Raw genomic sequence first — 25,534 nt, forward strand, 5'->3', positions numbered from 1 at the left:
CGGACAAGAGGAGAGAAGAGAAAGAGAGCTTGAGAAATGGGTTTCAAAGTTGCAGTTGCGGGAGCGACCGGAAATGTCGGGCGGGAAATGCTCAACATTCTCTCCGAGCGCGGTTTCCCGGCCGATGAAGTCGTAGCACTTGCCTCGGCCCGCTCCCAGGGTACGGAGGTTTCCTACGGCGACCGGACGCTGAAAGTCTCCAACCTGGAGAACTACGATTTCTCCGACACCGATATCTGCCTGATGTCGGCCGGTGGCGAAGTTTCCAAGCGCGTCTCCCCGAAGATCGGCCAACAGGGCTGCGTCGTCATCGACAATTCCTCGGCCTGGCGCTATGACGCCGAGGTGCCACTGATCGTTCCGGAAGTAAATCCGGACGCGATCTCGCTTTTTACCAAGCGCAACATCATCGCCAACCCGAATTGCTCGACCGCCCAGCTCGTCGTTGCGCTGAAGCCCTTGCACGACTTCGCCAAGATCAAGCGTGTCGTCATCTCCACCTATCAGTCGGTCTCCGGTGCCGGTAAGGATGGCATGGACGAGCTCTTCAACCAGACGCGTGCCGTCTTCGTTGCCGATCCGATCGAGAACAAGAAGTTCACCAAGCGCATCGCCTTCAACGTCATCCCGCATATCGATACCTTCATGGAAGACGGCTATACGAAGGAAGAATGGAAGGTTCTGGCTGAAACGAAGAAGATGCTGGACCCGAAGATCAAGGTGACCTGCACCGCGGTTCGCGTTCCCGTCTTCATCGGCCATTCGGAATCGGTCAACATTGAATTCGAAAACGAAATCACCGCCGACCAGGCCCGCGATATCCTGCGCGAGGCACCGGGCTGCCTCGTCATCGACAAGCGCGAGGACGGCGGTTACATCACGCCTTACGAATCTGCCGGTGAGGACGCGACCTACATCTCGCGCATCCGCGAGGACGCAACCGTCGAGAACGGCCTCAACATCTGGGTGGTCTCCGACAACCTGCGCAAGGGTGCAGCTCTCAACGCCATCCAGATCGCCGAACTGCTCGTCAATCGGGGTCTCGTCAAGCCGCGCAAGCAAGCAGCCTGATACCATTTGTAAACCATAATATGCTAAAGCCCTGCTCGACGAGTGGGGCTTTTTCGGGCAAATACCGCCGTATAAGCGTTCGCTAAAAGGCGACCGTGACAAAATCGCCGGTGACTGGCATTCTCTTGCCCGGCCCGAAAGCTATGCAGATCGAGAGCGGGGTTTCTCAATGCGCATGACAAAATTGATTCTGGCGGCCGCCGCGGCAATGGGCGTCCTCCATGCGGTACCGGCGTTCGCGCAAGGTGCCCAGTGCGGTAACACCAGTGCCGGTTTCGAGGCCTGGGTTGCCGATTTCAAACAGACGGCGGCAGCCAATGGTGTGAGCCAGTCCGTCCTCAGCCGCGCCTTCGCCAATGTCAGCTACAACAAGCCGACGATTTCGGCCGACCGCGGCCAGAAGAGCTTCAAACTATCCTTCGATGCTTTCATGAAGAAGCGCGGCGGTGCCGCCATCATCTCTCGCGGACGGTCGATGAAAGCCGCCAACCAGGCTCTTTTCGCCTCGATCGAGCGCCGCTTCGGCGTTCCGGCCGGTCCGCTGATCGCCATCTGGGGCATGGAAACCGGCTTCGGCAGCTATATGGGCAACCAGCATACGATGTCCGCAGTCTCTACCCTCGCCTATGATTGCCGCCGCTCGGAATATTTCACAGACCAGCTTTATGCAGCCTTGCAGCTCGTTTCGGAAGGCTATCTCAGCCCGCAAGCCCGAGGTGCTGCCCATGGCGAAATCGGCCAGACGCAATTCCTGCCACGCAACGTGGTGCGTTACGGCGCTGACGGTGACGGTGACGGCCGCGTCGACATGGTCGGTTCCCGAGCCGACGCGCTGGCCTCGACCGCCAATTTTCTCAAGGGCCATGGCTGGCGTGCCGGCGCCGGCTACCAGCCGGGCGAACCGAACTTCGTAGCCATCCAGGGCTGGAACGCCGCAACGGTCTATCAGCAGGCAATCGCCTATATCGGCCAGCAGATCGACGGCAATTGAAGAGACGTCCAGTAGGAAAAAGATACGGCGCCGCATGCGAATGCGGCACGGGCAAGAACATCGGCAAAGAGATGGTTATTTTCGAGCGCGTGCCTACTGCATGAGTGAGGAGCGGATCAACACCACTCCTTCAAGACGAACGGCAGCAGGATAGCGACCGGCACTGCCCTACTTGTATTCTTGAATTTCACCACTTCGAAATTCATGACCAATCCGCGCGCGTAGCACTCCACAAGCGAGCTTATTGGAATATCTTAAAAGACCGATAAAGCGGTCTATCCCCAGATTTCGGGACGGATGAAGTCGAGTGTCTCAGAATCCATCACCCAGAGCTCGCCGGTCGAAATATCGAACCAGGCGCCATGAAGCTCCAGCTTACCTTCTTCCTCGAGCGCCTTGATATCAGGAAAAGTCCTGAGATTACTGATCGAGTTGCGGATGGAGACCCGCTCCAGCGCGGTCTGCCGCTCGGCCTGCGTCATGACGTCGTTGCTGCCGATCTGTTCGGCGGCCGGGCGGACGAGCGACATCCAGCGACCGATGAAATCGCCCGGCGACAAAGGCTCGGCATCGGGATCGAGTGCTGCGCGAATGCCGCCGCAGCGGCCATGACCCATGACGACGATATTCTTGACCTTCAGGGCCTGCACAGCGAATTCGAGTGCTGCCGACGTGGAATGGAAATGGCCGTCCGGTTCAAAAGGCGGAACCATGTTGGCAACGTTGCGGATAACGAAGAGTTCACCAGGCCCTGCATCGAAGATCAGTTCGGGGGCCGCGCGCGAGTCGCTACAGGCAATGACGAGCGTTGTCGGGTTTTGCCCGTTTTCCGCAAGCTGCCGATACCGATCGCGGGCATCGGCATAGCGCCCGCTCATGAAGTTGCGATAACCAGCCAGAAGGGAGTTGGGAAAGCTCATCATGCCCCTGGATTAACGCGCGCGTGAGCCAAGATCAATGCTGCGCTGCAAAGCGTGGGGCCTATTTTTTCCGCCGTTGGGCAGGATGGAGGAGGTGACGCATCTGCACCATTGCCATGGGCGTCGAAAGACTCGAAGCATCGCTTGCCAGCATCAGTTCGCTACTGCCGCGCTTGACGGCGCGCGCCAGCACTTCGAACACGCTTGCGGTCGCCAACTGCAGCGCCTTTTCGTCCTCCATTCCCGAAAGCAGGCGGGACAGGAAGAGAGCCGCGAGCAAATCCCCGAGGCCATTCGGTGGGTTCTCGACGACACGATGTTCGGCAAGCAGGGCATGTTTCCCGGAGAGATAGAGGTTACCGGTGCTGCCCGTCATCATCGGCACTGCCGACGTGACCAGCATGCGCGAAGGGCCGAGCGCGAGTGCAGCTTCCATGACCGCACTGTTATCATCAAGCGCAGCGCCCGAAAGCCAGGCAAGCTCGTAGCGGTTCGGCGTTGCGAGCGAGGCAAGCGGTATCAAGTGGTCACGGATCGCCTCGGCCGTTACCTCCGGCACGTAGAGGCCACCAAGATCGCCCATGACTGGGTCGCAGACATAGAGCAGTTCTGGGTCCTTCTCACGCAAGGACGCAACGAGTTTCGCAACAGAGCGAGCCTGGGCCGCATTGCCGAAATAGCCCGACAGGACGGCCTTGACCTCGCCGATCCACGGTGCGCGGATGAGATCGTCGATCGCCGCCTCGAAATCGGCCTCGGCGAAGGTAAGCCGTGTCGAACGGCCATGACCGGGATGCCAGGGCAGCACGATCGTCGGCAGCGCCCAGACCTGATGGCCGAGCGTTTCCAGCGCGAAGACCGCAGCACGGTTTCCGACCGATCCGCGCACGACATGGCTGGAAATGACGATAACTGCGCCTGCTGCGTTTTCCGACATAGTATCCGAATCCGAATTTTGACCGCCGTTGATGATCTTTTTGACGAGGCGCTGTCAACCATTCTTCACGCGAGCGTGGAAATGTGCGGCGGGGCGGAAAGCCGGATAAGGACGCTTTGCCGTCCACCGACACAAAACGACCCAAAAACTTTCGAAATCTCTCGCCAGCATAGTCAAAAAAGCACGAAAACTACTTTTCGAAGCCCTTTTTTAAAGATTCTTTCGAAGAGCCTTCTGCTAACTTGCCCATATCAGAACAAATCGGGGGGTGATCCATGGCTGCCAGAAACAATCCGAAACGGGAAAAGCAGATCGAAAGCGCGCGCAAGATCGCGGCTGCGACCGGCGAACCCCATCTCGACCCCGAAATCCTCTTCGGCCGGGCCAGTAGCGACGACCTCGAACTCTACACACCGGAAATGCTGGCGCTTTCCGCCGTGCATTCGGCAGCCGAACTCGCCGCCTGGAACGGCAAGACGGCGCGCGTCAGCATCGATACGATCGCCGACGTCAACCCCGATGGCATCGCAGTCTCCATTCTCTCGGTGACCGATCACAACAAGCCTTTCCTCTATGAATCCGTGATGGGCGAGGTGACCAGCACCCATCGCGACATCTACATGGCGGTTCACCCGATCCTGATCATGGAAGACGGCAAGGCTCCGGAACTTTACTCCGCTGATGTGCCGAGCGATCCGGCAAAACGGGTCAGCCATATCCAGCTTCATGTCTCGCCGCTCGCCGCCTCTCAGGCCGCCGATCTCATCAAGCGCATCAAGGCAGTGCTCGAGCAGGTGGAGCTTGCCGTTTCCGACTGGAAGCCGATGCTGTCGCGCGTCGACGAGGTGATTACAGAGCTTTCGAACTACAATGCCAGCCGCAAAAAGGCCGACCGTGATGAGGCGGTCGCCTTTCTGACCTGGCTGCGCGACGAGAATTTCACTTTCCTCGGCATGCGCGATTACGTCTATTCCGGAAAGGGACCGGATGCGAAGGTCGAACGTGACAAGGGAACGGGTCTTGGCATTCTCTCCAACCCCGATGTGCTGGTTCTGCGCACCGGCAAGGACGCCGTGACGACGACGCCGGAGATTCTCGCCTTCCTCGATGGTCCGGACTTCCTGATCGTCACCAAAGCCAATGTGAAGTCCACGGTCCATCGCCGCGCCTACATGGACTATGTCGGCGTCAAACGTTTCGACGCACAGGGCAACGTGACAGGGGAGCTGCGCATCGTCGGCCTCTTCACCTCGACCGCCTATACCTCGTCGGCCACGGAAATCCCGCTGTTGCGCTCCAAGATTGAAAAGGTGAAGGAGCATTTCGGCTTCGACCCGATGAGCCACTCGGGCCGCATGCTCGACAACACGCTTGAATCCTATCCACGTGACGATCTTTTCCAGATAGATACCACGCTGCTTGCACGCTTCGCCGAGCAGATCAACGATCTGGTCGACCGCCCTCGCGTGCGTGTCCTACCGCGCATTGATCATTTCGACCGTTTCGTTTCCGTCATCGTCTTCGTGCCGCGCGAAGAATATGACTCGATCGTACGCGAACGCATCGGTGCCTACCTGAAGACCGTCTATGACGGCCGCGTTTCCGCTTATTACCCGGCCTTCCCGGAAGGTGGCGTCGCGCGTGTGCACTTCATCATCGGTCGCTCCGGCGGTAAGACGCCACGCATCCCTCAGGCCAAGCTCGAGGAGACGATCCGCCAGATCACCGCGCGCTGGGACAGCCGCTTCGAGATGCTCGCTGGCCCCAAGGCGCCGAAGCTCGGCGTCAGCAACGCCTTCCAGGAAGCCTTCACGCCGGATGAAGCGGTTGGCGATCTGCCCGACATAGCCGCATGCGCCGCCGGCGAGCCGATCCGCATCGAATTCTACTATCGCCACGACGATGAACGCGGCCGCATCCTGTCGCTGAAGATCTTCCATTGCGGCGAACAACTGCCGCTGTCACGCCGCGTGCCTCTCCTCGAAAACCTGGGCTTCAACGTCCTGAGTGAACGGACCTTCGATATCGAAGTTCCGGCCGCCGACGGCGCCATCAACATCGTCGTGCTGCACGACATGGAACTCGAGGCTCGCAGCGGTGCGGACATTGACCTCGCACGTTTTGGCGCACCGCTCGAAGAAGCCTTCGTCGCAGCCTTCAGCGACACGATCGACAATGACAGCTTTAACCGGCTGATTCTGTCGGCCGGTCTCTCGGCCCGCGAGGTTAGTGTGCTGCGCGCCTATGCGCGCTATCTGCGCCAGGCCGGCATCGCCTATTCGCAGGATTATATCGCAACCACCCTCGACAAATATCCTGTTATCGCCGCTTCGATCTTCCGCCTGTTCCGCGACACGCTCGATCCGAAGCTGTCGGAAAAGGCGCGTATCAAGAAACTCGCCGAACTGCATCAGGCAATCGAAGCCGAGCTTGCCGACGTGCCGAGCCTGGATGACGACCGTATCCTGCGCCGCTATGTCAATATCGTCGATGCAACGCTGCGCACCAATTATTTCCAACGCAATGCCGATGGGACACCGAAGGCGATGCTTGCCTTCAAGCTTGACCCGCACCTGGTCGATGGCCTGCCGGAACCGAAGCCCTTCCGCGAAATCTTCGTCTACGGTGTGGAAGTAGAAGGGGTGCATCTGCGCTTTGGCCGCGTTGCCCGCGGCGGCCTGCGCTGGTCGGACCGCGCCGAGGACTACCGCACCGAAGTTCTGGGTCTCGTGAAGGCGCAGCAAGTCAAGAACGCCGTGATCGTCCCCGTCGGCGCAAAAGGTGGTTTCTATCCCAAGAAACTGCCGGTCGGTGGCAGCCGCGAAGAGATCTTCAACGCAGGTCGTGAAGCCTACAAGACCTATATCCGTACACTGCTTTCCATCACCGACAACATCTCCGGCGCCTATATCCTCCCGCCTGACAATACGGTGCGTCTCGACGGCGACGACCCCTATTTCGTCGTCGCGGCCGACAAGGGCACGGCAACCTTCTCCGACACCGCCAACGCGCTCGCCCAGGAGGCCGGTTTCTGGCTGGACGACGCCTTTGCGTCAGGCGGCTCGGCCGGTTACGACCACAAGAAGATGGGCATCACCGCCCGCGGCGCCTGGGAAACAGTGAAACGCCACTTCCGCGAAATGGACATCGATATCCAGACGACACCCTTTACGGTTGCCGGCGTCGGCGACATGTCGGGTGACGTTTTCGGCAACGGCATGCTGCTTTCGCCGAAGATCCGGCTGGTCGCCGCTTTCGATCACCGCGATATCGTCATCGACCCCGATCCCGATATGGAAAAGACGCTTCGTGAGCGCCAGCGCCTCTTCAATCTTCCGCGCTCGAGCTGGCAGGACTTCGACAAGTCCGTGCTCTCGAAAGGCGCCATGATCATCTCGCGCTCGGCAAAATCGGTTACGCTGACGCCGGAGGCTGTGGCAGCAATCGGCATCGACAAGGCGGTCGCCACGCCCTTCGAGATCATGACGGCGATCCTGAAGAGCCCGGTCGACCTGCTCTGGTTTGGCGGCATCGGCACTTACGTGAAGGCAGCGTCGGAAACTGATGCGGAAGTGGGCGATCGCGCCAACGATCCGATCCGCATTACGGCCGACGAGGTACGCGCCAAGGTAATCGGCGAGGGCGCCAATCTTGGCGTTACGCAGAAGGGCCGCATTGCCTATGGCCTGAAGGGCGGACGCAGCAATTCGGATGCTATCGACAACTCTGCAGGCGTCAACACGTCGGACGTCGAGGTCAATATCAAGATCGCGCTGGCAAACGCCATGCATGAACAGCGCCTCAGCCGGGCGAAACGCGACCAGCTTCTCGGCAGTATGACCGACGAAGTGGCCGGCCTCGTGCTGCGCAACAACTACCTGCAGTCCCTCGCGATCTCGCTGACATCTCGCAAGGGAACGGCAAACGGCCTGGAACTCGGCCGTTTCATGAGCGTGCTGGAAGCAGCCGGCCAGCTGAACCGCAAGGTCGAGACGCTTCCCGACGACGCCTCGCTGTCCGAACGCTACACGGCCGGACGGCCGCTGACGCGCCCCGAGATCGGCGTGCTGCTCTCCTATGCCAAGATCGTGCTCTTCGATGCGCTGATCGCCAGTGAATTACCTGATGACCCTTATTTCGTCAGCACGCTCTTCAACTACTTCCCGGCCAAGATGCAGAAGTCGAACGCATTCGACATCGACACTCACCGGCTGAAGCGGGAAATCGTCGCGACTGTCCTCGCAAATGAGGCGATCAACCGCGGCGGGCCGAGCTTTGCCGTGAGCATGATGGATGCCACAGCGGCCTCTGCCTCTGAGGTCGTGCGCGCTGCGATCGTCGCCCGTGACGGCTTTGATCTCAACCGGCTATGGGCCGAAACAGATGCCCTGGACAACAAGGTTTCCGGCGAGGTCCAGAACCGGATTTACGAGGAAATCACCAATAGCTTCATCGTGCTGACACGTCTACTGCTGAAGACCGGCATGACTCGAGGCGGCATGGCTGAAATCATTAGCCGGCTGCAGGCTGCCCTGAAAAAACTCAAACCAGCCTTTGCCGAGCAGGCGGCAACCGAAGTCTCAGCGCGCCAGCAGGAGTTCCAGCAGTCCGGCCTGCCGGAAAAACTGGCCGCCGAAATTGCAGCCCTGCCGACCCTCGCCCTCGTGCCGGAAATTATGCAGATCGCTGAACGGACCGACGAGGCGCTGCCGCGTGCAGCCGAAAACTACTTTGCCGTCACCCGGACCTTCCGCGTCGGCCGGCTGCTTGCCGCGGGTAACCGCATCATCACCTCCGACCATTACGAAAACCTCGCCCTTGCCCGCAGCATCGACCAGATCGCCAGCGCCCGTCGCGATATCGTGATCTCCGCACTTTCCGATCACGGCAAGGAAAAGCAGCCGGTCCAGGCCTGGCATGCGCAGGACAGGATCCGCATCAACCGTATCGTCGAGGAACTTGCGAGCCTCAGTGATGGCGCAGACCCGAACCTCGCCCGCATCACTGTTGCCGCGGGCATCCTGACCGACCTTGCGCGCGACCGGGCGAGATGAGACAGTCCGCCCCAAAAAGGAGCGGACGCTTGAATCGCATTGACTGGACAGGAACGCAGCCGCCGAAAGCCACGGAGAAGGGCATATGGGGCTGGATGCTCTTCGATTGGGCAGCCCAGCCTTTCTTCACCGTGGTCACCACCTTCATTTTCGGCCCCTACTTCGTCTCGCGGCTAACGGCTGATCCGGTTACCGCCCAGACGACGTGGAGCAATATGGCGACGATCTCTTCGATCATCATCGCCATCCTATCCCCCATACTGGGCTCTATTGCCGACCAGTCCGGCGCACGTAAACCCTGGATCGCCTTCTTCGCCGTCATCAAGATCGTCAGCCTCTGCTGCCTGTGGTTCGCGGCACCCGGCTCGCCGGTCATCTATCCCGTCATCTTCATGATCCTCGCCTCGATTTCGGCAGAATTTTCTATCGTCTTCAACGATTCCATGATGCCGCGCCTCGTCGGCAAGGATGAAGTGGGCAGGCTTTCCAACACTGCCTGGGGCCTCGGCTATCTCGGCGGCATGATCGTGCTGATCGGCGTCGTGGCGCTGCTGGCCGGCAGTCCGGATAGCGGCAAGACAATTCTGGGTCTCGATCCGCTTTTCGGCCTCGACCCTCATACGGGCGAGGATGCGCGCATCACCGGGCCGATCTCGGCCGTCTGGTATCTGATCTTCATCCTGCCGATGTTTTTCTTCACCCCGGATGCCCGCAAAGGCCTGCCTTTTGCCTTTGCCGTGCGCTTCGGTCTTAGGGAATTGCGCAACACGCTCGGCGAACTGAAGACGCGCCGCAGTATCCTGTCCTTTTTCATCGCACGGATGATCTATCAGGATGGCGTCAACGGCCTGCTGATCCTCGGCGGCGCCTTCGCTGCCGGCATGTTTGGCTGGGCGACGATCGAGATCGGCATCTACGGCATCATCCTTAACGTCGTCGCGATCCTCGGCTGCCTGATTGCCGGACGTATCGACAGGGCCATCGGCTCGAAAACAACGGTCATCATCAGCCTCACCATGCTGTTGCTGGCGACAATAGGCATCATCTCTACCGGACCCGGCTACACCTTCTTCGGATCGATGCCGCTTTCAAATGCCGATAGTGGCGGGCTATTCGGCACGGCTGCCGAAAAGGCCTATATCCTCTACGGCCTGCTGATCGGCCTTGCCTTTGGACCCGTGCAGGCCTCGTCGCGCTCCTATCTGGCGCGCAGTGTCAGCATCGAGGAGGCCGGCCGCTATTTTGGCATCTATGCGCTCTCGGGCCGCGCCACGAGCTTCATGGCGACGCTGCTATTTTCGATCGTGACCTATTTGACCGGATCGGCGCATCTCGGCATGTCGACGCTGATCCTGTTTCTCGCCGGAGGCCTGGTGCTGCTGATCCGGACGCCCTATCCGGCGGATCGCACGTAACGGGTTCCCCCGGCCCGCAAGACCGGGGGACAAATTGGCTGTTTCGCTTAGTGGCGGAAATGGCGCATGCCGGTAAAGACCATCGCGACATTGTGTTCGTTTGCTGCGTCGATCACCTCCTGGTCGCGCATCGAGCCGCCCGGCTGGATCACAGCGGTGGCGCCGGCGGCAATCATCGACAGCAGGCCATCTGCGAAAGGCAGAAACGCCTCGGAGGCGACCGCCGAACCATGCGTCATCGGAACGGCAAGGCCGAGCGCCTTGGCCGCTTCCTCGGCCTTCAGCGCCGCGATGCGGGCGGAATCGACGCGGCTCATCTGACCGGCGCCAATACCCGCCGTCTGGCCATCCTTGGCGTAGACGACGGCATTGGACTTCACATGCTTGCCGACCTTGAACGCAAACTTCATGTCTTCGAGCTCCTGGGCCGTCGGTGCACGCTTGGTCACGACCTTCAGTTCAAGATCTTCGACCATGCCATTGTCGCGGCTCTGGACGAGCAGGCCACCGGAAACGGTCTTGGCGGTGATGCCGACCGCACGCGCATCCGGCAGGCCGCCGGCTGAGAGCAGGCGCAGGTTCGGCTTGCGGGCGACGATCGCCTTCGCTTCATCTGTGACGTCAGGCGCGATGATGACCTCGGTGAAGAGCTGGATGATTTCTTCGGCCGTCGCCGCATCGAGCGTCTGGTTCAGTGCGATGATGCCGCCGAAAGCCGAGACGGAATCGCAGGCAAGCGCACGCTTGTAGGCTTCGAGAAGCGTTGAACCGGTCGCGACACCGCAGGGATTGGCATGCTTGATGATGGCGCAGGCCGGCGACTTCTCCGGCAGGAACTCGGCCACGAGTTCATAGGCCGCATCAGTATCGTTAATATTGTTGTAGGAGAGTTGCTTGCCCTGCAGCAGGACGGCTGTCGAAACGCCCGGGCGCTTTTCGCCCGTCACGTAGAAGGCAGCCTTCTGGTGCGGGTTTTCACCGTAGCGCATCTCTTCCTTTAACACGCCGCCAATAGTGCGATGACGCGGCGTATCGATCGACAACGCCTCGGCAAACCAGTTGGAGATGGCAGCGTCATAGGCGGCAGTGCGGGCATAGGCTTTGGCCGCCATGCGCTGGCGGAACGCGTAAACCGTCTTGCCGGCATCGCCCGAAAGCTGCTCGATCAGCTCCGCATAGTCGGCCGGATCGGTGATGACGGTGACATAAGCGTGGTTCTTGGCCGAAGCGCGGATCATTGCCGGGCCGCCGATATCGATATTCTCGACCGTTGTCGGATAGTCACCGCCGGCCGCGCGCACATCCTCGAAGGGATAGAGATTGACGACCAGAAGATCGATGCCGTCGATGCCGTGAGCCTTCATGGCTTTCTGATGCTCGGCATCGTCGCGGATTGCCAGCAGGCCGCCATGCACCTTCGGGTGCAGCGTCTTCACGCGGCCATCCATGATTTCCGGAAACTGCGTCACTTCGGAAACGTCGGTCACGGCAAGTCCTTCGGCCGCGATCGCCTTGTAGGTGCCGCCGGTCGACAGCAGGCGCACGCCACGCGCAGAAAGGGCGCGGGCAAGTTCAATGATGCCGGTCTTGTCGAAGACAGAGAGCAGCGCGGTCTTGATCTCGACCTTGTCAGGGGCGGGGATTTTCTTGGAAATGACGGCCATGAACCTTCTCCGTTCGGGCTTCGGGAGACATCCGGGCAAGGGACGCTTGATGGGGCCGCGTTATCACAGCTTGGAGCCGGCGCAAACAGCCGCCGAAGCAATTCCAGCAAAAGTGTGCATCGGTTTTACGTTCGGAATTGCACAAAAGCAAAGAGCGAAAGCATTTCCATGTTCAGAGAAAACGGAAATGCTTTAGCCCTTGCGTGATAAGAACCAGCGAATTTCAGGTTTCTCTGCCAAATCGAAGTCGATCTCGATCTGGTCCGAACTGCTGATGCCGGCGCTGTCGGCAAAGAAAATATCTTCCGAGATCAGCACCTCGTTGCCCGGCGAGGAAAACAACCAGCTTTCACCATCCGGCGCCGTCAGCAGCACGGATTCCGTGTCGTTCTGCCGCGGCACGATGGATGGATGGATGTGGAAGCGGGCAACCGCCCGCAATGGACCTTCGCTGTGATACCGGTCATCGGCGACGAAACGGTCCATACCGGTCACGATGGAGCCGGCGGCATTGAGCGTCAGCTCCCGTTCATGGATGACACCGAAGGCATCGAGATAGCCATCATGGCTTGCCTTGATGCCTTCACGACCGTCCTCGGTCTCCACGCGCTCGGCGATGACCGTTTCCACCGGCTCCGTCATCATATGGGCCAGAAAAGCCGAAGGAGAGAACCGGCTGGAGGACGTATCGTTCAGGACCACAGTGGAATGGGCAGCCGTGGTGCGCGCCATCTGGGTATAACGCTGGCCGGCGAATTTCGGTGATCCTGAATTGACGATAAAACGGTAACGACCAGAGGACATTTCGAAGGAGAGACTGCCTGCATGGGCTGTTCTGAAGCAGCCGGGCGAGGGCGGTCCGGTATCGGCAATGATCACCGTTTTGCCGGCCGCAAGTCGCTGATAGCGCGAATGCGGCAGCGCCTTGAAGGGCTGGCCCGCCGTCTCGTCATAGCGCAGCACGGACATCAGCTCATCCGCCAGCGTGGATGTCGCACCGTTGAAAAGTGCCAGATCGCCGTCCTGATGACGGAAGAAGCGCAGGGCAGGATACATACGGTCAATACCCGAAATCAGCTTCTGCGGCAGGTCGTGGCCGAGATTGACGTAAGTTTGTCTCAGCGGCAGCAGGTCGAGCAGCAACTCCAGCCCGATGCGCGGGTTGCGGGAGATATGACCTCCGTCAGGCAGAATCTGGCTATCGAATTCGCGGTCGAGCGCCTGAGCTGCCCGCCGCACTGTCGCGGCACGCACCGGCATGGCAACAGAGGCTGTGGCGAGCGCGATGCGGAGGCGGAAGCGGACTTCGCCTGACGAATAGGGTGCCATACGGCGCAGGTAGCCGATATGGAAGGCAAGCGACTTCATGAAGCGGCGATAGAAACCGCGATCGGCATTCTGCAGGACAACCGGAGAATGCGACAACCAAGCAATGACGCGCTGCGAGACGACATCGGTCTCCCAGGCGATGCCTTCGATCCGGCCTCCGTGAATCGAGAGCCAACTATCGACGATCATACGAGCGACGGCCGAACCGCGCTCGCTCTTATTGGCCCGCATATGCCGCAGCCAACCAAAGCTGTGGAGCCTGACTGCGAAAGCGCGCGATGGGAGGGTCAATGTGAAAGGGGATTTTCCGCCTGTTTCCAGCATACGTCCGGCAAGCGGAAAACGGCCGTCTATGATTTCTTCCGCGACGTGTGAATCGATGCCTCTCAGATCCGTCGGCGCTACGATCAGGCGTTCCGGCACCGATATGGCATGGCGGGAAAAGCGCAAACGCAGAAGTGCGGCACGGCGCGTACCGCGCCGCCAAGCTTCCCGAACATACATGCTCGCAAGACGCCGACCGGACTGCATATCAATTGTCTATTGACCCTCGTGGTTAAGAATAGATGAATCAAAACCGATTTCATTACCCACGATGTATTATTTTGTGATGAAATTAGAATATAATAATCGTCAGTTGCGTCTGAGCACTGCTGCATAGAAACCATCGAGGCCGGACGCAAAACCGTCAGGCATATCCAGCATTGTGGGAAGCGTGCGGAATTCGCCCAGCGGTGTGATCGCCTGGCTCATACCGGGCCATTTTCCTGCATCGATCGGCACACGTTCAACACCCTTCACATCTTCGAGAACGCGCTCGACGACCTCTTCGCCTTCCTGCGGATCGAGCGAACAATTGGAGAAGACGAGCAAGCCGCCGGGATTGAGAAGCGTAACGGCATGGCGCAGAAGACGTTCCTGAAGTGCTGCCAGCTTGGCGATATCCTCGGCACCCTTCGTCCAGAGCACGTCGGGATGCCGGCGGGTCGTGCCCGTCGACGAGCAGGGGGCATCGAGAAGGATCGCATCGAAGCGCTCGGACGGTTCGAATTTCGTAAGATCCGCCGCGACCGTTTCGGCTTCGAGGCCAAGCCGCTCAAGGTTGGAGCGCAAGCGCTTCAGCCGGTTTTCGGATTGGTCAATCGCCGTCACCTTACCGCCGGCAAGGATGAGCTGCGCGGTCTTGCCGCCCGGCGCGGCACAGAGATCGGCGACGCGCTTGCCGGTGAGATCGCCGAAGAGCTTCGCGGGGATGCTTGCTGCCGCATCCTGAACCCACCATTCACCCTCTTCAAATCCATCAAGCGAGGGAATACCGCCCTCGAAAGCGGAAAGCCGCACGCCGCCGGTTGGAAGTACCGTGCCGTTCAGGCGTTCCGCCCAGCCTACAGCATCGGATTTCACGGTGAGATCGATGGCGGCCGGCTCAAGCTGGGATTCGGAAATGGCAATAGCCAGCTCTTTCCCATAGGCTTTTTCAAGCCGCTCGATAAACCACATCGGCATCGGCGGAATGTCTGCGATGTCTGCGAGAATGTGCTCCTTCTCGCGGCCAAGACGGCGCAGGATGGCGTTGACGAGCTTAGCGAAACGGCGGTTGCGCGGATCCTGATTGGCCTGCTCGACTGCAAGGTCGACGGCGGAATGATCGGGAACGTCAAGGTAGAGAATCTGCGCGGCACCAACGGCAAGCACATGATGCAAAGCTCGAGCACCTTCCGGCAACGGCGTTTCGAGCAGCGAGGCAATGGCGGCATCGATGCGGGGCAGATGCCTGAGCGTGGTGTTGAGGATGGCGCGTACCAGCGCACGATCACTTTCCCCAAGCACCTTATAGGCTGGATTTCCATGCTCGTGATCCAGCGCGCCATCAAGCGGCAGTTTCTTGTCGACGACGGCCGCAAGGATCTTCGCAGCCGCCGCGCGCGCCGGCAGGCCGGGTTTTACCGGCACTGGCGCTGAGCGTTCTGCGGAAGGCTTATATTTATGAACTGGCTTCTTCTTGCCGTCTGAATTCAAGACCACGGACCCTTTGGCGGTTGCGAGTCACCGCGGCCAGAACCGGCATTCGGGACCGATCGCGATTTGCGTGTCGGATTAACAGCGCGAACCGGCTGCGTCGAGACGTCGAAGCCTCCGCGCGCCATTTCCTGCAGGGCAGCGATGCGGTTTTCGGTGTCCGGATGGGTCGAAAACAGGTTGTCCATGCGCTCGCCGGAGAGCGGATTGATGATGAACATGTGCGCGGTGGCCGGGTTGCGCTCCGCATCATAGTTCGGCACATGTGCTGCGCCGCGAGCGATCTTCCCAAGCGCAGAGGCGAGCCACAGCGGGTTGCCGCAGATTTCAGCACCACGCCTGTCGGCCGAATATTCGCGCGTACGGCTGATCGCCATCTGCACCAGCATGGCCGCAAGCGGCGCAACGATCATCGCGACGAGCACGCCGATGAAGCCAAGAGGATTGTTGTTGTTTTCGCGATTGCCACCGAAGAAGAAGGCAAAATTGCCGAGCATGGAAATCGCACCGGCAAGCGTAGCCGTGATCGTCATGGTCAGTGTATCGCGGTTCTGAACGTGAGCAAGTTCATGCGCCATCACGCCCGCAACCTCTTCCGGCGAGAGAGCTGCCAGCAGGCCGGTCGATGCGGCAACAGCAGCATTTTGCGGATTGCGGCCGGTCGCAAAGGCATTCGGCTGAGGGCTGTCATAGAGATAGACCTTCGGCATGGGCAGAGCGGCATTACGGGCTAGATCGCGCACGATTCGGAAAAATTCCGGCGCGTTGCGCTCATCGACCTCCTGTGCCCGATAGGCCGACAGCACCATCCGGTCGGCATTCCAGTAGGAGAAGAAATTCATGCCGGCAGCGATCAGAAAGGCGATCATCATGCCGCCCCGGCCGCCGATCAAAAAGCCGACAAACATGAAAAGCGCCGTCATGAAGGCAAGCAACATGGCAGTACGCACAAGGTTCATCAGAGGTCTCCATCTCCTTGATTGCGACGCGATGCTTTAAATCCTGGCGCCGACGCACTATGATTTGGTTATTCGCCAGCCATTTTCAATATTTTTAGGCGGGAGTGCAGCATGCAGACGGCCGATAACGACAATGTGGAAACCCCGGTTTCCGAAGGCTCCGAGCCGCCACGCAAGATGCTTTCCCCTGCTGCCATGCGTGCGCTTGCCGAAGCCGAGGAACGTCGCAAGAACGTCAAGCCCGCCGAACTGCCGCCAGAGATCGGCGGACGGGGCGGGGCGGAACCCTCCCGCTTCGGCGACTATGAAATCAACGGCCGCGCGATTGATTTCTAAGTAAATATTCCTATTGACTTTCGCATGTAAGAGGAATTTATTCCTCTTATGATGAAGTTGACTCCTGTTTTTCTCGTGTTCCTTCTCGCCATGCCTGCTCTTGCGGCACGGAATGAGATCGACGGACCGGTTTCGGCTGAAATCATCAGGGTCATTGATGGAGATACGCTGCTGGTCACCGCGACACCCTGGCCACAGCAGACGATGGAAGTGTATGTCCGAATTCGCGGCATCGACGCACCCGAAATGCATTCGAAATGCCCTGAAGTCAGGAGAGCTGGTCGCGAGGCGCGGCACGCGCTGGAGCAAATGACCTCAGGCGTTACGGGCATCAAATTGACCGATATCAGTGGTGACAAATATTTCGGACGAATTCTCGCCAATGTCACCTTACCCGACGGGCGCAATCCTGCACAGGATCTGCTCACCGACGGGCTGGTTCGCTCCTATGATGGCGGCCGCAAACCACCGATTTCCTGCACGGAAGAATGAGGCCGCTCCTGATGGTGGAGCAGCCCTTTAACTCAAGCCGTAGCCTTGTTCTGCCGGTTGGCAATCAGATCGTCGACGACAGCCGGATCTGCCAGCGTGGAAGTATCGCCAAGCGAACCGAAATCGTCTTCGGCAATCTTGCGCAGGATGCGGCGCATGATCTTGCCGGAGCGGGTCTTCGGCAGGCCCGGTGAGAACTGGATCTTGTCCGGGGCCGCGATCGGGCCGATTTCGGCGCGGACATGTTTGACAAGCTGCTGGCGCAGTTCGTCCGAACCTTCGTTGCCCGCCATCAGCGTGACATAGCAATAGATGCCCTGGCCCTTGATCGGGTGCGGATAGCCGACGACGGCCGCTTCGGAGACGAGATTGTGCGAGACGAGGGCGGATTCGACTTCCGCCGTACCGAGACGGTGGCCCGAAACGTTCAGAACGTCGTCAACGCGGCCGGTGATCCAGAAATAGCCGTCTTCGTCGCGACGGCAGCCATCGCCCGTGAAATACTTACCCTTGTAGGTGGAGAAGTAAGTCTGGATGAAGCGTTCGTGATCGCCATAAACCGTGCGCATCTGGCCCGGCCAGCTGTCGGTGATGCAGAGATTGCCGTCGGCCGCCCCTTCCAGCACCTTGCCCTCATTGTCGACGAGTTGCGGCTTGACGCCGAAAAAGGGCTTGGTGGCCGAGCCTGGCTTTAGGTCGGTCGCGCCCGGCAGCGGCGTGATCATATGCCCACCGGTTTCCGTCTGCCACCAGGTATCGATGACCGGGCAGCGTTTGTCTCCGACGACATTGTAATACCATTCCCAAGCTTCCGGATTAATCGGTTCGCCTACCGTGCCGAGCACGCGCAGGCTCTCACGGGAAGAGCGCGTCACGAAATGGTCGCCGGCGCCCATGAGCGAACGGATCGCCGTCGGCGCCGTGTAGAAGATATTGACTTTATGCTTATCGATGACTTCCCAGAAGCGCCCCTGATCCGGGAAATTCGGCACACCTTCAAACATCAGCGTGGTGGCACAATTCGCGAGCGGTCCGTAGACGATATAGGAGTGGCCGGTGACCCAGCCGACGTCAGCCGTGCACCAGAAAATATCGCCAGGGTGATAATCGAAGACATATTCGTGCGTCATCGCCGCATAGACGAGATAACCACCCGTCGTGTGCAGAACACCCTTCGGCTTGCCCGTCGAACCCGAAGTATAAAGGATGAAGAGCGGATCTTCGGCCCTCATCTTCACCGGTGGGCATTCCGGCTTCACCTTGGCGATTTCCTGGTGGTACCAGAGGTCGCGGCCTGGCGCCCAGCCTGTCTTGCCGCCGGTACGGCGCACGACGAGCACCTTGTTGACCGCCACATATTGACGGGCGGCGATGTGGATGGCCGTATCTGTATTGTCCTTCAGCGGCACCGGCTTACCGCCGCGGATACCCTCGTCGCAGGTGATGACGAAGGTGGATTCACAGTCGACGATACGGCCGGCGAGCGCTTCGGGGGAAAAGCCGCCGAAAACGACGGAGTGGACCGCTCCGATGCGGGCGCAGGCGAGCATCGCGTAGGCTGCTTCCGGAATCATCGGCATATAGATGGTAACGCGATCACCCTTCTTGACGCCGTGCTTCTTCAGCACGTTCGCCATCCGGCAGACATGCTCGTAGAGCTCGTTATAAGTGATCTTCTTATCGATATAGGGATTGTCCCCTTCGAAGATGATGGCGGTCTGGTTGCCGTTCGTCTTCAGGTGACGGTCGATGCAATTGTAGGAAACATTCGTCTGGCCGTCCTCGAACCATTTTATTGAGACCTTGCCGGTGAAGGACGTATTTTTGACCTTGGTATAAGGCTTGAACCAGTCGATCCGCTTACCGTGTTTGCCCCAGAACTTGTCGGGGTTTTCAATGCTCTCCTCGTACCATTGCTCGTATTTAGCCTGGTCGATCAGCGCACGGGTCTTCACCGGCTTGGAAACCGGATAGATATTCTCCGACATGGAAACTCCTCCTCACAAGGCTATGCAACGGCCGATGGTTCCGACGCAGCGACCGGGACTCGAATTGCGCAATTCATATCAGGTAGTCTGATGACGGCAATTAGACAAAGGTCATTTCATTTCTGAAGAATTGCAATTCTGCGACAGTGCGATTATATAGCGCCATATTTCCCGGACATTGTGGTGACAATCCACGGACCGCGACCGGCGCGGACGATAGAAGGACTATATCCATGGCTCAACAGCTGCTCATGCCGAAGGCGACTGCCATCTGGCTCGTCGACAATACAGCCCTGTCTTTCGACCAGATCGCTCAGTTCTGCAAACTGCATCCGCTCGAAGTCAAGGCAATCGCCGATGGCGAAGCCGCGCAGGGCATCAAGGGCCTCGACCCGATCGCCACCGGACAGCTTTCTCGCGATGAGATCGCCCGCGCCGAAGGCAACCCGAACTACAAGCTGAAGCTCTCCGAACCGAAGGTCCGCGTGCCGGAATCCAAACGCCGCGGCCCGCGCTATACGCCGGTTTCCAAGCGCCAGGACCGCCCGAACGCCATTCTCTGGCTGGTTCGCAACCATCCGGAACTGAAGGATGCCCAGATCTCGCGTCTCGTCGGCACCACCAAGTCCACAATCGAGCAGATCCGCGAGCGCACCCATTGGAATTCGGCAAACCTGGCACCGATGGACCCGGTCACGCTCGGCCTTTGCAGCCAGATCGATCTCGACATGGAAGTGGAAAAGGCGTCCAAGGGCCGTCCGTTGCCGACCGCTGCCGAACTCGGCGCAACGTTGCAGTCCGCTCAGGAAACCGAGCGTCTGACGCCAAGCTACGAGCGCGAGGAAGAAAAGGAAATCGATGCCGATGCCGTTTTCCGCAAGCTGAGCTCGCTGCGTTCGACGCCTAAGGACGAGGATGAAGACGATCAGTTCTGAGATCGTCATATCCTGAAATGAATAAACCCCGCCAATGGCGGGGTTTTTTGTTGCCGTTCTCCTGCGCGCTATTAGCTGCGGAAGAGCGAGAGAATGTTCTGTGCCGAGGAATTGGCGATCGAGAGCGACTGGATCGCAAGCTGCTGCTGCGTCTGCAGGGCAGAGAGCTTGGAAGACTCTTCTTCCATGTCAGCGTCGACGAGGCGGCCGACGCCTGAGTCGATCGAGTCACCCAGGGCGCTGACGAAGGTTTCCTGCAGCTGAATTCGGGTCGATATCGAGCCGAGCTGCGAGCCTGCATTCGTCAGGGCCTGGAGCACGAGTTCGACGCCGGAAAGCGCTCCGTCAAGCTGGCCTTGCGTGAAGTTGGTAATATCGAGAGCATAAATCGACGGCATGACGATAACCGTGTTGCCATAGGTCCCGTTGAATGCAGTGCCAATGATGCCGCTCGTCGTCTGGATCGTACCGTTGCTGTTCATGCCGAACAGCACATTGCCGAGCGTGCCCGCATCAAGAACATAGTCAGTCATCTTGACCGAGACGGCATTGGAACCGTCACGGACGAATGAGGAGACGACGCTCTTCGTGCCCGAAGCACCGGCAACCCAGTTTTCACCGGAGAAGGAAGCCGACTGAGCAATGCTTACCAGCTGTTCCTGCAGCTGGTCGAGTTCTTCCTGGATCTTGGTCTTGTCGACGCCCTTTTCGGTCGCGGCGACGATCTTGGCCTTGATTTCCGTGACGACATCGATGGCATTGTCCATCGCGGTATAGGCAGTGTCAACCTTGGCAGCGCCGAGGCCGAGGGCGTCGGAAACGGCCGAGAGGGCCTTGTTGTCCGAACGCATGGTCGTTGCGATCGACCAATAGGCAGCGTTGTCAGCAGCCTTGTCGATACGATAACCCGAGGAGACGCGGCCCTGGGTATCCTTGAGGCTGTCGTTTACGCCGCGCAAGGTCTGCAGCGCTGCCATGGCAGCGTTGTTGGTGAGGATGCTTGTCATGTTCCGTTTTCCGCAATCAAAGTGAAAGGGGTCATCCGGACGAATCCGGTAACGGCGACGCTTCATGCAAAACCCGAGAGAGCCGGGTCATTGCCGTTAACGAATGGTTGCGCCCAACATAGTTAACAATTCCTCAATTAGCCTTGCGGAAAATTTAATTTAAGCTCTCGTTAGGGCTTGCGGCCGCAATCGATCGGCTTTGGGAAAGCTTCGGAAATCGGCAGGAATTCCTCAATGATTTAAGAAGCTTAGGAAGTTATCGCGGGTGCTGCTCAATTTGAGCTTAACCAGAGAAATCGCCCGCTTAAACTTTTTTCGTATTAATGAATATTATCGCTTTCCAAACAACGGCCGCTGGATACCCACTCAAATCATGAGTAATCCTCTGATTCGAAGAGCACTCTTGCGCTATTCGTTAACGTGCGCCGAAAATCGCCGAGCCGACGCGCACGCTGGTCGCGCCGAACGCTATGGCAGTTTCATAGTCGCCGGACATGCCCATCGAAAGCTTTTTCAGGCCGCATTTTTCGGCGAGCGTAGCGAGCAGGGCAAAGTGCGGGCCGGGATTTTCTTCTGCCGGTGGAATACACATCAGCCCTTCGATGGTGAGGCCGAGCTCATCGCGACAAAAGTGTATGAAAGCCGCTGCATCATCTGGTGCTATGCCAGCCTTCTGTGGCTCCAGGCCAGTATTGACCTGCACATAAAGACGCAGCACCTTGCCCTGCCGCTTCATTTCCTCGGCTATGGCACGGGCAATCTTCTCACGGTCAATGGTCTCGATGACGTCAAAGAGCGCAACTGCTTCGGCAGCCTTGTTGGATTGCAGCGGACCGATGAGGTGCAACTCGATGCCGGGCATTTCCTTTTTCAGCTCCGGCCATTTTCCCTGGCTTTCCTGGACGCGGTTTTCTCCGAAGACGCGCTGGCCCGCTTCGATTGCCATGCCAATGGTGTCGGCCTCGAAGGTCTTCGAGACAGCCACAAGCTCGACGGAGCGTGCGGAGCGCCCCGCATCCCGCTCTGCCGCAGCGATCTTGGACCGCACCTCGTTCAACCGCTCTTGAAGTTCCATCGCGCTGCCCCGACATCACACATAATTCACTGGCAATGCACTAATCACCTGCAGTGGCCTTGCCAAGACTTCTCTCCACGAAATCACCCCAAAGCCGAGATCGAACGCCTGAAGCGCCCGCAAAACTTGACGCTTGGATGGTTTCATGGTGAAGGTCTCGACCAACCTCCCCTGATTTTCCGGAAATTCTGATACTATGGCTACCGAACGTTACAATCCGCGCGATGCTGAGCCCCGCTGGCAGCAAAAATGGAACGAGGAAAAGGTCTTCGAGACCGACAATTCCGATCCGCGCGAGAAATATTACGTCCTGGAAATGTTCCCCTATCCGTCGGGCCGTATCCACATGGGCCATGTCCGCAACTATGCCATGGGTGATGTGGTGGCACGTTACAAACGCGCCCGTGGCTACAACGTCCTTCATCCGATGGGCTGGGATGCCTTCGGCATGCCGGCAGAAAATGCAGCGATGGAGCGCGGCGTACACCCCGCCTCCTGGACCTATCAGAATATCGGCTCGATGAAGGCACAGCTGAAGGCGATGGGCTTGTCGCTGGATTGGTCGCGCGAATTTGCGACCTGCGACGTCGAATACTACCAGCAACAGCAACACCTTTTCCTGGACTTCCTGGAAAAGGGTCTCGTTTACCGCAAGCAGTCCAAGGTGAATTGGGATCCGGTCGACAACACCGTTCTCGCCAATGAACAGGTCATCGACGGCCGTGGCTGGCGCTCCGGCGCGTTGGTGGAACAGCGCGAATTGACGCAATGGTTCTTCAAGATCACCGATTTCAGCCAGGACCTGCTGGACGCGCTCGATACGCTCGACCAGTGGCCGGAAAAAGTGCGCCTGATGCAGAAGAACTGGATCGGCCGCTCCGAAGGACTGACGGTCCGCTGGGAAGTCGTTCCGGAAACCGCACCTGCCGGCGAAACTGAAGTAACGGTCTATACAACGCGCCCAGATACGCTGTTCGGCGCTTCCTTCCTGGCGATCGCCGCCGATCATCCGCTCGCCAAGGAGATGGCGGGCAAGAATGCCGATATCGAAGCCTTCTGCGAGGAATGCCGCCGCGCTGGTACTTCTCTTGCCGCACTCGAGACGGCCGAGAAGAAAGGTATGGATACGGGCATCCGCGTGAAACATCCGCTCGATCCTTCCTGGGAGCTGCCGGTCTACGTCGCCAACTTCGTTCTGATGGATTATGGCACGGGCGCCATCTTCGGCTGCCCCTCCGGCGACCAGCGAGACCTGGATTTCGCTCATAAATATGGTCTGCCGGTCGTGCCGGTCGTCATGCCGAAGGACGGCGATGCCGCAAGCTTCACCGTCGGCGATGTCGCCTATGACGGCGAAGGCGTAATGATCAACTCGCGCTTCCTCGATGGCAAGTCGACGGACGAAGCCTTCCAGGTCGTTGCCGACAGGCTGTCTTCCACCCTGCTCGGCAATGCGCCGCAGGGCGAACGCAAGATCAATTTCCGCCTGCGCGACTGGGGTATCTCCCGCCAGCGCTACTGGGGCTGCCCGATCCCGGTCATCCATTGCGATGACTGCGGCGTTATCCCGGTTCCGAAGAAGGATCTACCAGTAAAGCTGCCGCAGGATGTGACTTTCGATCAGCCCGGTAATCCGCTGGATCGCCACCCGACCTGGCGTCACGTCTCCTGCCCGCAATGTGGCAAGGATGCGCGTCGCGAGACGGATACGATGGACACCTTTGTCGATTCGAGCTGGTACTTCACCCGCTTCACGGCACCTTGGGAGAAGCAGCCGACGGACCCGGCCGCAGCCAATCGGTGGCTGCCGGTCGACCAGTATATCGGCGGTATCGAACACGCGATCCTGCACCTGCTTTATTCGCGCTTCTTCACGCGGGCAATGCGCGAGACCGGCCATGTAGACGTCAAGGAGCCCTTCAAGGGCCTCTTCACTCAAGGCATGGTGGTCCATGAGACCTATAGCCGCGGCACCGGCATGCACCGCGAATGGATTTCGCCCGCCGATATCCGCATCGAGGAGATCGATGGGAAGCGCAGCGCCTATCTGCTTGATGGAGGCGAGGAAATCGCCATCGGCTCGATCGAAAAGATGTCGAAGTCGAAGAAGAACGTTGTAGACCCCGACGATATCATCGCGTCTTACGGCGCCGATACTGCTCGTTTCTTCGTTCTGTCCGACTCTCCGCCCGATCGTGACGTCATCTGGTCCGAAGCCGGGGTCGAAGGCGCTCATCGCTTCACGCAGCGCCTCTGGCGCCTGATTTCTGAAGCGGCAGAGGCATTGTCCGCCGTCGAACCCAAGCCGGCAAAGGAAGGCGAAGCACTGGCGATCTCGCAGCTTGCGCACAAGACGCTGAAGGCCGTCCAGAACGATTACGACAGGCTCTGGTTCAACAAGGCAGTCGCCCGCATCTACGAACTCGTCAACGCGCTGGCAGGCCCGCTGACGAAGGTGGCAAACGGCGAGGGCGATCTAGCTTATCGGGCTGCCATCCGAAACGCGGCCGAGATCCTGGTCCAGCTCGTTGCACCCATGACGCCACACTTGGCCGAGGAATGCTGGATGACCCTCGGCAACAAGAACCTCATCGCCCATGCGGCCTGGCCGGATTATGACGAATCGCTCGTCGTCGAAAACGACGTGATCCTTCCCGTGCAGATCAACGGCAAGAAGCGCGCCGAATTGACAATTTCGCGCGACGCAGATCAGAATGCCGTCACCGAAGCCGTGCTGGAATTGGACGCGGTGAAAAATGTCTTGAACGGTCAGGCACCGAAGAAAATCATCGTAGTTCCACAGAGGATTGTAAACATTGTCGTCTGATTTCGCCCGCAAGCTTGCGCGCCGCGCCGGCATCGTCACGATCCTTGCCTCCACGGCGTTCCTTTCCGCCTGCCAGGTCCGGCCACTTTATTCCGAAAATACCGGCGTTACCGAAAAGCTCGGTTCCGTCGGCTTTTCCGAAGCAAGTACGCGTGTCGGACAGGTAGTTCGCAATCGTCTGATTTTCCTGGCTTCCCGCGGTGCCGGTGAAGTTGAGAAGCCGGACTACATGGTTGATATGCAGGTTTCGTCATACGTTGCCGATACTTTGCTTGTTCAATCCTCCGATACGTCTCGCGCAGGACGCGCGAACGTGACGGTCAGCTATACGTTGCGGACGACGAAGGACAATCAGATCATCAAGGCAGGTAGCCGCTCGGCAACGTCTCTGGTTGACTTCCCGAGCCAGGAATTTGCCAAGCAGCGAGCAATTCTCGATGCGGAAAATCGCGCCGCCAATCAAGCGGCCGAATTCGTGGGAGCGGATCTTGCCGCCGCACTCAGCCGCTAAAGGA

19 protein-coding genes are annotated in these 25,534 nt (G+C 59.1%); 10 read left to right on the top strand and 9 right to left on the bottom strand.

Annotated features, from left to right (window positions below; translation table 11 throughout):
- The first annotated feature begins 36 nt into the window (after positions 1-36).
- Both FHT82_RS20740 and FHT82_RS20745 read left to right on the top strand, forming a co-directional pair.
- Positions 37-1,071, top strand: coding sequence for an aspartate-semialdehyde dehydrogenase (locus FHT82_RS20740; RefSeq protein WP_183734560.1), 1,035 nt, complete (start codon positions 37-39; stop codon positions 1,069-1,071).
- A 169-nt stretch (positions 1,072-1,240) separates the two neighbouring features.
- Positions 1,241-2,062 carry a lytic transglycosylase domain-containing protein gene (locus FHT82_RS20745; RefSeq protein ID WP_183734561.1) on the top strand — a complete coding sequence of 274 codons (822 nt, stop codon included), beginning with the start codon at positions 1,241-1,243 and terminating at the stop codon, positions 2,060-2,062.
- A 275-nt stretch (positions 2,063-2,337) separates the two neighbouring features.
- Here FHT82_RS20745 and FHT82_RS20750 read toward each other — a convergent pair whose 3' ends face one another.
- Complete coding sequence (locus FHT82_RS20750; protein ID WP_183734562.1) at positions 2,338-2,985, bottom strand: carbonic anhydrase; 648 nt, start codon at positions 2,983-2,985, stop codon at positions 2,338-2,340.
- 58 nt (positions 2,986-3,043) lie between these two features.
- Positions 3,044-3,919, bottom strand: a complete 876-nt coding sequence (gene pdxY, locus FHT82_RS20755) for a pyridoxal kinase PdxY (protein WP_183734563.1) — start codon at positions 3,917-3,919, stop codon at positions 3,044-3,046.
- A gap of 275 nt (positions 3,920-4,194) precedes the next feature.
- Here pdxY and FHT82_RS20760 point away from each other — a divergent pair, with 275 nt between their 5' ends.
- Together FHT82_RS20760 and FHT82_RS20765 are read left to right on the top strand one after the other, a co-directional pair.
- Complete coding sequence (locus FHT82_RS20760; protein ID WP_183734564.1) at positions 4,195-8,973, top strand: NAD-glutamate dehydrogenase; 4,779 nt, start codon at positions 4,195-4,197, stop codon at positions 8,971-8,973.
- Between the two features lie 29 nt (positions 8,974-9,002).
- The gene (locus FHT82_RS20765) at positions 9,003-10,388 is read left to right on the top strand and encodes an MFS transporter (protein WP_246698186.1); all 1,386 of its coding nucleotides are present in this window, start codon (positions 9,003-9,005) and stop codon (positions 10,386-10,388) included.
- Positions 10,389-10,435: 47 nt separating this feature from the next.
- On the opposite strand, the gene purH is transcribed toward FHT82_RS20765, so the two are convergent.
- Positions 10,436-12,052, bottom strand: a complete 1,617-nt coding sequence (gene purH, locus FHT82_RS20770) for a bifunctional phosphoribosylaminoimidazolecarboxamide formyltransferase/IMP cyclohydrolase (protein ID WP_183734566.1) — start codon at positions 12,050-12,052, stop codon at positions 10,436-10,438.
- On the opposite strand from purH, the gene FHT82_RS20775 reads away from it, so the two are divergent.
- Positions 12,051-12,248 (top strand): hypothetical protein, encoded by a 198-nt coding sequence (locus FHT82_RS20775; protein ID WP_183734567.1) that lies wholly within the window; start codon positions 12,051-12,053, stop codon positions 12,246-12,248. The genes purH and FHT82_RS20775 overlap by 2 nt on opposite strands.
- Here the strand turns inward: FHT82_RS20775 and FHT82_RS20780 are convergent.
- From FHT82_RS20780 to htpX, 3 genes are all read right to left on the bottom strand, one after another.
- Positions 12,245-13,912, bottom strand: a complete 1,668-nt coding sequence (locus tag FHT82_RS20780; RefSeq protein ID WP_183734568.1) for a heparinase II/III family protein — start codon at positions 13,910-13,912, stop codon at positions 12,245-12,247. The two genes, FHT82_RS20775 and FHT82_RS20780, sit on opposite strands and share 4 nt — an antisense overlap.
- Before the next feature lie 102 nt (positions 13,913-14,014).
- Entirely contained in the window at positions 14,015-15,406 is a 1,392-nt protein-coding gene (locus FHT82_RS20785; protein WP_183734569.1) for an RsmB/NOP family class I SAM-dependent RNA methyltransferase, read from the bottom strand.
- The gene (gene htpX, locus FHT82_RS20790) at positions 15,397-16,359 is read right to left on the bottom strand and encodes a zinc metalloprotease HtpX (RefSeq protein WP_183734570.1); all 963 of its coding nucleotides are present in this window, start codon (positions 16,357-16,359) and stop codon (positions 15,397-15,399) included. The genes FHT82_RS20785 and htpX overlap by 10 nt, the downstream gene beginning before the upstream one ends.
- Before the next feature lie 111 nt (positions 16,360-16,470).
- Here htpX and FHT82_RS20795 point away from each other — a divergent pair, with 111 nt between their 5' ends.
- Positions 16,471-16,695, top strand: a complete 225-nt coding sequence (locus tag FHT82_RS20795) for a DUF1674 domain-containing protein (RefSeq protein WP_183734571.1) — start codon at positions 16,471-16,473, stop codon at positions 16,693-16,695.
- Between the two features lie 48 nt (positions 16,696-16,743).
- Positions 16,744-17,187, top strand: a complete 444-nt coding sequence (locus tag FHT82_RS20800) for a thermonuclease family protein (protein WP_183734572.1) — start codon at positions 16,744-16,746, stop codon at positions 17,185-17,187.
- 32 nt (positions 17,188-17,219) lie between these two features.
- Here the strand turns inward: FHT82_RS20800 and acs are convergent, their stop codons facing one another.
- Complete coding sequence (gene acs / locus FHT82_RS20805) at positions 17,220-19,175, bottom strand: acetate--CoA ligase (RefSeq protein ID WP_183734573.1); 1,956 nt, start codon at positions 19,173-19,175, stop codon at positions 17,220-17,222.
- Between the two features lie 233 nt (positions 19,176-19,408).
- Between acs and FHT82_RS20810 the strand changes: the two genes are divergently transcribed.
- The gene (locus FHT82_RS20810) at positions 19,409-20,110 is read left to right on the top strand and encodes a DUF1013 domain-containing protein (protein ID WP_112544952.1); all 702 of its coding nucleotides are present in this window, start codon (positions 19,409-19,411) and stop codon (positions 20,108-20,110) included.
- Between the two features lie 71 nt (positions 20,111-20,181).
- Here FHT82_RS20810 and FHT82_RS20815 read toward each other — a convergent pair whose 3' ends face one another.
- Positions 20,182-21,117: a flagellin gene (locus tag FHT82_RS20815; RefSeq protein ID WP_183734574.1), complete on the bottom strand. Its 936-nt coding sequence runs from the start codon at positions 21,115-21,117 to the stop codon at positions 20,182-20,184.
- Between the two features lie 415 nt (positions 21,118-21,532).
- A complete protein-coding gene (locus FHT82_RS20820) occupies positions 21,533-22,192 on the bottom strand; it encodes a YggS family pyridoxal phosphate-dependent enzyme (protein WP_183734575.1) in 660 nt (219 codons plus the stop codon).
- 196 nt (positions 22,193-22,388) lie between these two features.
- Here FHT82_RS20820 and leuS point away from each other — a divergent pair, with 196 nt between their 5' ends.
- A complete protein-coding gene (leuS, locus tag FHT82_RS20825; RefSeq protein WP_183734576.1) occupies positions 22,389-25,019 on the top strand; it encodes a leucine--tRNA ligase in 2,631 nt (876 codons plus the stop codon).
- Entirely contained in the window at positions 25,009-25,530 is a 522-nt protein-coding gene (gene lptE, locus FHT82_RS20830; RefSeq protein WP_183734577.1) for an LPS assembly lipoprotein LptE, read from the top strand. The genes leuS and lptE overlap by 11 nt, the downstream gene beginning before the upstream one ends.
- The last annotated feature ends 4 nt before the right edge of the window (positions 25,531-25,534 follow it).

The organism is Rhizobium sp. BK275 (genome assembly GCF_014193555.1).
Taxonomy (GTDB): Bacteria; Pseudomonadota; Alphaproteobacteria; order Rhizobiales; family Rhizobiaceae; genus Rhizobium.